This window comes from Pseudomonas cyclaminis (genome assembly GCF_015163715.1).
GTDB lineage: Bacteria > Pseudomonadota > Gammaproteobacteria > Pseudomonadales > Pseudomonadaceae > Aquipseudomonas > Aquipseudomonas cyclaminis.
This window is the reverse complement of sequence record NZ_JADDUM010000163.1, coordinates 1-7,914: the sequence shown is the minus strand read 5'-3', so window position 1 is coordinate 7,914 and position 7,914 is coordinate 1. Positions and strand designations below refer to the sequence as shown.

At 62.7% G+C, this 7,914-nt stretch carries 9 protein-coding genes and 2 pseudogenes; 3 read left to right on the top strand and 8 right to left on the bottom strand.

The features are described from left to right. Positions 1-156: 156 nt before the first annotated feature. The 5 genes and pseudogenes from IQK56_RS19905 to IQK56_RS19885 all read right to left on the bottom strand — a co-directional run bounded on the left by IQK56_RS19905 (position 157) and on the right by IQK56_RS19885 (position 4,150). Complete coding sequence (locus IQK56_RS19905) at positions 157-855, bottom strand: OmpW/AlkL family protein (RefSeq protein WP_099584622.1); 699 nt, start codon at positions 853-855, stop codon at positions 157-159. A gap of 94 nt (positions 856-949) precedes the next feature. Beyond that, complete coding sequence (locus tag IQK56_RS19900; protein ID WP_122307040.1) at positions 950-1,471, bottom strand: DUF3299 domain-containing protein; 522 nt, start codon at positions 1,469-1,471, stop codon at positions 950-952. A 90-nt stretch (positions 1,472-1,561) separates the two neighbouring features. Then, a pseudogene (locus tag IQK56_RS19895) lies at positions 1,562-2,826 on the bottom strand (ABC transporter permease). A 1-nt stretch (position 2,827) separates the two neighbouring features. Next, positions 2,828-3,538, bottom strand: coding sequence for an ABC transporter ATP-binding protein (locus tag IQK56_RS19890; protein WP_193864309.1), 711 nt, complete (start codon positions 3,536-3,538; stop codon positions 2,828-2,830). 6 nt (positions 3,539-3,544) lie between these two features. Continuing rightward, on the bottom strand, positions 3,545-4,150 hold the full coding sequence (locus IQK56_RS19885) for a DUF2796 domain-containing protein (RefSeq protein WP_150761998.1): 606 nt from the start codon (positions 4,148-4,150) through the stop codon (positions 3,545-3,547). A 132-nt stretch (positions 4,151-4,282) separates the two neighbouring features. Here IQK56_RS19885 and IQK56_RS19880 point away from each other — a divergent pair, with 132 nt between their 5' ends. Further along, complete coding sequence (locus IQK56_RS19880) at positions 4,283-4,624, top strand: hypothetical protein (protein ID WP_122307043.1); 342 nt, start codon at positions 4,283-4,285, stop codon at positions 4,622-4,624. Here IQK56_RS19880 and trxA read toward each other — a convergent pair. From trxA to IQK56_RS19865, 3 genes and pseudogenes are all read right to left on the bottom strand, one after another. Continuing rightward, a pseudogene (gene trxA / locus IQK56_RS19875) lies at positions 4,621-5,492 on the bottom strand (thioredoxin). The gene IQK56_RS19880 and the pseudogene trxA sit on opposite strands and share 4 nt — an antisense overlap. A 32-nt stretch (positions 5,493-5,524) precedes the next feature. Continuing rightward, positions 5,525-6,187, bottom strand: a complete 663-nt coding sequence (locus IQK56_RS19870; RefSeq protein WP_193864311.1) for a class I SAM-dependent methyltransferase — start codon at positions 6,185-6,187, stop codon at positions 5,525-5,527. Further along, positions 6,184-6,639, bottom strand: a complete 456-nt coding sequence (locus IQK56_RS19865; protein WP_150762001.1) for a YbaY family lipoprotein — start codon at positions 6,637-6,639, stop codon at positions 6,184-6,186. Before IQK56_RS19865 ends, IQK56_RS19870 begins: the two co-directional genes overlap by 4 nt. Positions 6,640-6,778: 139 nt before the next feature. Here IQK56_RS19865 and nrdR point away from each other — a divergent pair, with 139 nt between their 5' ends. Together nrdR and ribD are read left to right on the top strand one after the other, a co-directional pair. Further along, on the top strand, positions 6,779-7,249 hold the full coding sequence (nrdR, locus tag IQK56_RS19860) for a transcriptional regulator NrdR (RefSeq protein ID WP_160385008.1): 471 nt from the start codon (positions 6,779-6,781) through the stop codon (positions 7,247-7,249). Beyond that, a partial coding sequence (ribD, locus tag IQK56_RS19855) for a bifunctional diaminohydroxyphosphoribosylaminopyrimidine deaminase/5-amino-6-(5-phosphoribosylamino)uracil reductase RibD (RefSeq protein ID WP_193901796.1) occupies positions 7,246-7,914 on the top strand: 669 nt, incomplete at its 3' end. The genes nrdR and ribD, both read left to right, overlap by 4 nt.

Below are 7,914 nucleotides of genomic sequence, written 5' to 3'. Positions count from 1 at the left end.
CGGGGCAAGCCCGCTCACCACAGTTACAGTGTTCCTCCTTAACTGACTGGCATTGGGGCTTGCCCCCGATAGCGGTGGATCAGCCAACGAATCTGTTGGCTGGCACTCTGCTATCGGGGGCAAGCCCCCTCCCACATTTGGGTTTTGTGATGTTGCTTAGAACTTGTAGCCGATACCCACCATGTAAACCATCGGGTCGACGTCCACATTGACTTTGGCCCGTGTGCCCGGCGCCACGGCGTTGTTCTCCACGGTGGCCTTGGTGCTGATGTCGATGTAGCGCGCCTGGGCGTTGATCATCCACTTGTCGTTGATCATGTAGTCCGCGCCGATCTGCGCAGCCCAACCCCACGAGTTCTCGGCCTTGAAGTTACTGAAGCCAGCCCCTTGGGCACGGCTGCCTACGTGTTCATCGTAGATCCAGGTGTAGTTGATACCGGCACCGACATACGGCTGGAAGGCGGACTTGTTGTCCAGCGGGTAGTACACGACGCTCAGGGTCGGCGGCAGGTGTTTCAGGGTGCCGAGCTTGCCATTGGCGGCGCCGAGGGCGGTGCCCTTGATCTTCACGTCGTGCTCGAACGGCGTGGCGGCCAGCAGTTCGATACCTACGTGATTGGTCAGCATGTAGGCGAAGTTGAGGCCCAGCTGGGTGTCGCTGCTCATGGTCGCCTTGCCGCCCAGGTTGGCGCCGGCCAGCGGGCCCTGGTCAACCTTGACGGTACTGCTGTCGGCCTTCGGGTTCACGGTGATAGCACCGGCGCGAACCAGAATGTCACCCGCTTCGTGAGCATGGGCGAGGGGGGCGACGAGGGCGAGCGCGAAGAGGGACGCGCCGAGCAGAGACTTGTTCATGGGAGCTCCAAAGGACGTTTAAAAGTTGTACGTCCAATGGTAAAGATCGTTCCGTCTGGTCTGTTGACTCAGCTCAATGAAAGGGCGATCAGGGTTATTCCTGCAGCTCGTACATGTAAATCTTCTCGGCCTCCATCTGGTAACCGGCGTCGGCCAGTTCGCTGGTAGACGGCTTGACCTGCATCGCGCCTTCAATCCAATACGGCTGGTACAGCTCATCGAGTTTTACGCCGACTTCGCTTTTCACATGCACGATCTGGTTCGACGGCGGCGGCGGTACGTGGATGCACGCGCCGAAATACGGCACCAGCAAAAATTCGGTGGTGCGGCCTTCTTCGCTGACTTCCAACGGCACGATATAGCCCGGCAGGCGGATGTGCTGGCCATTGAGGCTCTGCACCACCGGCGCGTTGGGCAAGTCCTGCTTGGCCGCGGGCGCGGCTTCGACGGACAGGGCGTCGGCCATGTTCGACAGGTCGTGCAGCGGTTTCATATTGGGGACTTCCGGCGGCGCGTCCGGCGGAATCATCTCTTGCCAGGACAAATCCTTGGGCTGCTCATCCGCCCAGGCCGGAACGACCACCAGCAACAACAGTGCGAACAGGGCACGACGCATAAAGACTCCTTAATGGGTAGCTGCAAGTGGCAAGTTACAAGTAAATGCCGGTTTGCTTGCCGCTTGAAGCTCAAGACTTGCAACTGCTGTTCACAGTCGTATGGACAGGCCATCGGCCAAGGATTGTCGGTAGGCGCGCCAGGCCGGCACGCTGCCCATCAACAGCGCAGCGGCCAGGATACCGGCGAGCAAGGTCCATTCATATTCGCTTGGCCAGGACATCGGCAGGTCCAGCCCGTAATTGGCCTGCAAATACCCGCGCGACGCGGCGATGCACACATACAGCAGGCCCACGCCGGCGATCACGCCGGACAGGGCCAGGGCGAACGCTTCGAAGATCAGCAACGTCGCGATATGCCACGGCCGTGCACCCACCGAGCGCAGGATCGCCATTTCGCGCCGTCGCTCGTTGAGGCTGGTGAGGATGGCGGTGAGCATGCCGATCAAGCCGGTCAGCACCACGAACAGCGAGATCACGAACAGCGCTTTTTCGGCGGTGCCCATCATGCTCCACAGCTCTTGCAACGCCACGCCCGGCAAGATCGCCAACATCGGCTCGCCACGGAATTCATTGATCTCCCGTTGCAGGGCGAAGGTGGAAATCTTGTTGTTCAGGCCCAGCATAAAGGCGGTGATGGCCTGCGGGGTCAGGTCCATGTTGCGTGCCTGGTCGGCGCTGATACGGCCTTTGCCCTGGGCCGGCACGCCGTTGTGCCAGTCGATATGGATCGCTTCCATGCCGCCCAGGCTGATGTGCAGCGTGCGGTCCACCGGCGTGCCGGTACGCTTGAGAATGCGACCACGGTGAACGGTTTGTCATCGTGTTTCACCAGGCTGACCACCGCCACGCCATGGGCCAGTACCAGCTTGTCGCCGAGCTTGTAATGCAGGGCATCGGCCACCTCGGCGCCGAGCACTACTTCGAACGGGTCGGTGGCAAAGGCACGGCCACTGGCCAGTTCGAGGTTTTGCTTGCGGCCGTACTGATAGTGCTCGAAGTAGGATTCGTTGGTGCCCATCACCCGGTAGCCGCGATGGGAGTCGCCGAGGGAAATCGGGATCGCCCATTTCACCTGGGGGTTGGCGGCGAAGTGCTCGTAGCTGTCCCAGCGGATATTGTTGGTGGCGTTGCCGATACGAAACACCGAATACAGCAGCAGGTTGACCGAGCCGGAGCGCGCACCGACGATCAGGTCGGTGCCGCTGATGGTGCTGGCGAAACTGTTGCGCGCCTCAACGCGCACCCGTTCCACGGCGAGCAACAAGCAGACTGAAAGCGCGATGGCAAACGCGGTGAGGATCGCGGTAAAGCGGCGGTTAGCCAGGCTGGCCATGGCCAGACGAAACAAATACATCTCAAACCTCTACGGGCGTGGCGGCGCGATTGAGTTCGGCCAGCGACAGGTTGCGGTCGAACAACGGCGCCAGGCTCTGGTCGTGGCTGACAAACAACAGGCTGGCGCCAGCGTCGCGGCATTCCGCGAACAACAATTGCAGAAAAGCTTCGCGGGCGTCGTAGTCCAGGGCCGAGGTGGGTTCGTCGGCGATCACCAGTTCCGGTTGACCGATCAGCGCACGGGCGGCGGCCACCCGTTGCTGCTGGCCGATGGACAGCGAGTCGGCACGGCGCTCCAGCAGGTCTTTATCCTTCAAGCCCAAATGCGCGAGTAACGTGGCGGCGGCCTGGTCGACACTGCCGTGGCGCTGCTTTGCACGCTGCGCACGCAGTTTGGAAAAGTGGCAAGGCAACTCGACGTTTTCGCGCACCGACAGGAACGGCAGCAGGTTGAATTGCTGGAAAACGTAGCCGGTATGGTCGACGCGGAAACGATCACGGGCGCCGGCCGAGAGTTCGGTCAGCTCCTGGCCTAGCAGGCGAATGCTGCCTCGGCTGGGGGTCTGCACGCCACCCAGCAGGCCCAGCAGCGTGGTCTTGCCACTGCCGCTCGGGCCCTTGAGAAACAGGGTTTCCCCCGCGTCCAGGCGGAACGCGGGGATGTCCAGCAACTGTGGGTGACCGGGCCAGTTGAAGCCCAGGTCAGACAGTTCGATCAGTGCTTGGGTCATGTGAACTCAGAACTTCAGGGTGGCTGCTGTGGCCGTGGCGTCAACACCTTGCTGGCCGCTCGGGCCGATCAGTTGTACCTGAATTTTCTTAGTGGCGGGGAAGGTCTTGAAGACCTGGGTCAGGTCCAGATTGCTCAAAGCGGTCGGCGTGGCGCAGGTGAATTGGTAATGGGCGTGGATTTCGCTGTGGTCGTGATGATGCTCGTGGGCGCCGTCCTTGGCGTCGTGGTCATGGTCGTCATCATCATCGTGGTCGGCCTCCGGCTTGTCGCCGAACAACGGACTGTTGAGTTCCTGGCTGCTGACCACGCAACCGGCGGCCTTGGGCAGGTTGAACAGGGCTGCTGGGTTTTCCAGCTGTTTGCGCACGGCGGCGACCTTGGCTTTGTCGGCCGCAGTAGTGGCGACGTGCTCGAAACCGACCAGGTTCATGGCCGGGCTGTCCAGCTCAAGCTCCAGAGCCTGGCCGTCGAGTACGGCATTGAGGCGGCCGACGCCGTGCTCGTGGGCGCCAAGGCTGCCGTGTTCGTGGTCGTGATCATGCTCGTCGGCTGCGTGAGCAATGGCGAGTGGCAGCAGGGCGAACGGCAAAGCGAGCAGCAGGCGGCGCATGGGAAAGCTCCAGAACATGAAAGTTATGTTATGTGATCTTATAACAATAGAGCCGAGAGTTTGACCGTCTGCTTGGCGTTGCGCAAGCCGCATGGGAGCATGCCCGTCAGAAAAACTGCAGGAGTAAGGACGATGTTGCGAATTCGTGGAACCGTCGGCGACCTGCCGGTGGACTTGACCCTGGAACTGGACGACGGCGACTGGGCACGGCTGGGCGCGCAGCTGCAGGCCGCACCAACCCCGACTGCGCCGACCGCGGCGCCGGTTAAACAAAATGAGGATCTGTGGCAGAACGCCCTGGACCTGTTGCGCAGCGCCGGGCAACTCACTGGCCTGGAACTGCTCGACCAACTGGAAGCCCTGGCTGGCGACGCCTCGGCGGGCAAACGCCTGTTGGTGCGCCTGCGCCACAGCGCCAAGGTCAAGGTGAGCAGCGGCGGGGATACGCCGCTGTACAGTTGGATCGGTGATTAGTACAGCGCGGCAAACAACTTGCGGCGGTACACGGTGACCAGTGGATGGTCATTGCCCAGCAACTCGAACACTTGCAGCAAGGTCTTGTGCGGCAGGCCTTCGCTGTAGCTGCGGTTGCGGACAAACAATTTGAGCAGGCCTTCCAGCGCGGCGTCGTACTGCTGGCGCGCCAGTTGCTGGACGCTCAACTGATAGGCGGCTTCATCGTCCTGCGGGTTTTGCGCCAGGCGGCTTTTCAAGTCGGCGCGTCCGGCAGGTCGGCGGCCTGGCGCAAGAAGGTGATTTGCGCCTTGGCCCCGGCGAGCGCGGCTTTGTGGTCGTCGCTTTTCACGGCGTCGAGTACGGTTTGCGCTTCACCCAGCTCACCACGTTCGGCCAGGCAGCGTGCGTACAGGATCAACGCGGCAGCGTGGGTGTTGTCCTCGCCCAGCAGCGCGACGAGTACGGCTTCGGCATCGCTGATGCGACCTTCGGCAAACAACGTTTGGGCCTGCACCAACGGGTCAGCCGCTTTTGGCGCTGGCATCTGCACATGGGGCTCCAACAGTGCACGCACCGCCGACTCCGGCTGCGCGCCAGCAAAACCGTCCACTGGCTGGCCATCCTTGAACAGCACCACCGTCGGCAGGCTTTGAATGCCAAAGCGCGCAACGATGTCCTGCTCGGCTTCGCAATCGACCTTGGCCAACAGCAACTCGCCCTGATAACTCTCGGCAATCTGCGCCAGCATCGGCATCAACGCCTTGCACGGCGCGCACCACTCGGCCCAGAAATCCACCAATACGGGTTTTTCGAAGGAGTTCTGAATCACCGCCTGGTCGAAGGTGGCGGAGGTGACGTCGAAGATGTACGGCGTGGGCTCACTCATGGGGCGTCTCGAATAAAGCGGGAATGGGGCAACTATAAGGGCTGGCGTCGCGAATGGTACAGGCTCACCTTGCGAAACTCCCAAGGCTCGGCCAGGTCTGGCAGGGTCAGCGCATCGAGGATTTCCAGGCGTTGGTAAGCCGGGTGTTGGAAGTCGCGCACCCGTGAGTCCGCGACCAGTGCTTCGCGGCCGCGGCTGAGGAAGTGATCCAGCAGCGGCAGGTTGGCGCGGTCGTAGAGCACGTCGGCTACCAGGATCAGGTCGAAGCGGTCGGCTTCGGCGAAGAAGTCGGCCGAATAGGTTAATTCCACGTGATTGAGCTCGGCATTGGCGCGGCAAGAGGCCAAGGCCAGCGGGTCCAGATCGCAGGCCACGACTTCCAACGCGCCGGCTTTAATCGCCGCAATCGCGGCCACGCCGGAACCGGCACCGAAATCCAGCACGCGCTTGCCGGCGACCCACTCGGGGTTCGCCGCCAAATACCGCGCCAATGCCAGGCCGCTGGCCCAGCAAAAACTCCAGTAGGGCGGCTCATGCAGGATGCGCCGGGTTTCTTCGGGGCTGAAGGCGCGGTCCATGTTGTCCGCATCCAGCAGCCACAACGACAGCTCGGTGCCCGGCAGCGGGCAGGGCACCAGTTGCGCGTCGCCGATCAGTTCGCTCAGGGCGCGCTGCAAGTCCAACGGTGGCGTCATGGTGCCTTGACGAGTTCCAGGGGGCCGGTGGTCTGGGTGATTGCCTGGGTGATGCGCACGGCGGGCAGGTGCAGGATCAACTGCCCGGACTGGCTGGCGCGGCCACGCAGTTCAACCCGCGCACCGACCGGGAAGGCCTCGGGGTTGAAGCGCAGGCGGAAGGCCAGAGGTTTGCCATTGCCGGTCAGCACGCTGCTGGCGAGCAGTTGTTGCGGGCGTGAGCGGTCGTCGATCACCAGCAGGGCCATCTCGACTTCGGCACCGGCGGGCACGTTGGTCAGGCTGCCGTTGATTTCACGCTGGTAGGCGGGCAGGGGGCCGAGGTCTTCAATGCCCGGGACTTTTTTCTCTTGCGCGGGCACCGGTTGGGGCGTGGAAGGTTTGGGGGCTTCGCTGCTGCAGGCGACCAGGACACTGAACAGGGTGAGCAAAACAAGTGGTCGTAACTGCATGTACGGCTCCAGAAAGGACAAAATCCGTGACTTGAAATGTAAGAAACATAATAGCCCGCCTATATACCGTAAAGGCTATGGCTTGTCTTGCCACAGGGATGCGCTACCATGGCCCTCCCTTTTTTTGTTGCCTGCCACCATGCACTGTCCCTTCTGCGGTGCCAACGACACCAAGGTCATTGACTCGCGTCTGGTCGCCGAGGGCGATCAAGTACGTCGCCGGCGCGAATGCCTGGCCTCTGGCTGCGGTGAACGTTTCACCACCTTCGAAACCGCCGAACTGGTATTGCCACGTCTGATCAAGTCCGACGGCAGCCGCCAGCCCTTCGACGAAGAAAAACTGCGCGCCGGTATGCAGCGCGCCCTGGAAAAACGCCCGGTGAGTGTCGAGCGGCTGGAAGCGGCGCTGGTGCACATCAAGCACAAGCTGCGGGCGACCGGCGAGCGCGAGGTCAAGAGCCTGGTGGTGGGAGAGTTGGTGATGGGCGAGCTGCAAAAGCTCGACGAAGTCGCCTATATCCGTTTCGCCTCGGTGTATCGACGCTTCCAGGACCTCAATGAGTTCCGCGAAGAGATCGACCGCCTGGCCCGTGAGCCGGTCAAACCATGATCCCACCTACCGCTGAACAAACTGTCCTCGACGCCCATTACATGGCCCGCGCCCTCGAACTGGCGCGCAAGGGCCGCTACACCACCCACCCCAACCCTCGGGTGGGCTGCGTGATCGTGCGAGATGGCCAGATTGTCGGCGAAGGCTGGCACGAGCGCACCGGCGAACCCCATGCCGAACCCAATGCACTGCGCGCCGCCGGTGACAAGGCCCGTGGCGCCACCGTGTACGTGACCCTCGAACCGTGCAGTCATCACGGTCGCACACCGCCGTGCGCCGATGCGCTGGTGAGTGCGGGCGTTGCACGCGTTGTGGCTGGCATGCAGGACCCCAATCCGGAAGTGGCGGGGCGCGGTATGCAGCGCCTGGCCCAGGCCGGGATCGAGATTCGCAGCGGCGTGCTGGAAAGTGAGGCGCGGGCGCTGAACCCGGGTTTTCTCAAGCGCATGGAACACGGCCTGCCGTTTGTGCGGGTCAAGCTGGCGATGAGCCTGGACGGCCGCACGGCGATGGCCAGCGGCGAAAGCCAATGGATCACCGGCCCTGCCGCCCGCGCCGCCGTGCAGCGTCTGCGCGCCGAGGCCAGCGTGGTGCTGACCGGCGCCGACACGGTGTTGGCCGACGGTGCGCGCCTGACTGTGCGCGCCGCCGAGCTGGGCCTGGAT

Coding starts and splice junctions, on each gene's coding strand:
- IQK56_RS19885 (WP_150761998.1), bottom strand. CDS start 4,150: ATGCGCCGCCTGCTGCTCGCTTTGCCGTTCGCCCTGCTGCCACTCGCC.
- IQK56_RS19880 (WP_122307043.1), top strand. CDS start 4,283: ATGTTGCGAATTCGTGGAACCGTCGGCGACCTGCCGGTGGACTTGACC.
- IQK56_RS19905 (WP_099584622.1), bottom strand. CDS start 855: ATGAACAAGTCTCTGCTCGGCGCGTCCCTCTTCGCGCTCGCCCTCGTC.
- nrdR (WP_160385008.1), top strand. CDS start 6,779: ATGCACTGTCCCTTCTGCGGTGCCAACGACACCAAGGTCATTGACTCG.
- IQK56_RS19870 (WP_193864311.1), bottom strand. CDS start 6,187: ATGACGCCACCGTTGGACTTGCAGCGCGCCCTGAGCGAACTGATCGGC.
- IQK56_RS19865 (WP_150762001.1), bottom strand. CDS start 6,639: ATGCAGTTACGACCACTTGTTTTGCTCACCCTGTTCAGTGTCCTGGTC.
- IQK56_RS19900 (WP_122307040.1), bottom strand. CDS start 1,471: ATGCGTCGTGCCCTGTTCGCACTGTTGTTGCTGGTGGTCGTTCCGGCC.
- IQK56_RS19890 (WP_193864309.1), bottom strand. CDS start 3,538: ATGACCCAAGCACTGATCGAACTGTCTGACCTGGGCTTCAACTGGCCC.